The organism is Streptomyces sp. WM6386 (assembly GCF_000972385.1).
Taxonomy (GTDB): domain Bacteria; phylum Actinomycetota; class Actinomycetes; order Streptomycetales; family Streptomycetaceae; genus Streptomyces.
Genome location: NZ_JXTE01000720.1, coordinates 1 through 333, shown reverse-complemented (window position 1 = coordinate 333; position 333 = coordinate 1). Strand labels below are relative to the sequence as shown.

The 333-nt window shown below is 66.4% G+C and carries 1 protein-coding gene; it reads right to left on the bottom strand.

Annotated elements, in window-relative coordinates; translation table 11 throughout:
• A partial coding sequence (locus TN53_RS49010) for a class I tRNA ligase family protein (RefSeq protein ID WP_234441881.1) occupies window positions 1-197 on the bottom strand: 197 nt, incomplete at its 3' end.
• Window positions 198-333: the final 136 nt, after the last annotated feature.

The window sequence follows — 333 nt, the reverse complement described above, 5'->3', positions numbered from 1 at the left end:
CAGGCGTTGCGGCGGGCGGCGGGCTCGATGCGCAGGGTGCCGTCGGTGATCAGCGCGTGGAGGCGGTCGGCGTACCGGGACAGCCGGAAGAACCAGTTCTCCTCCGCGACGAGCCGGGGTTCGGTGCCGTGCTCGGCGCATCTGCCGTCGACGAGTTCGTCGGGAGTGCAGAACTGCTCGCAGCCGACGCAGTACAGCCCCTCGTACTGCTTGCGGTACAGATCACCCGCCTCCGCGCAGCGGAGCCACAGTCACTCCACAAAGGTAAGGTGGAGGGGGTCGCTGCTGGAGCGGAAGAAGTCGTAAAACGACAAAGCCATGGGGTCCCGTAAA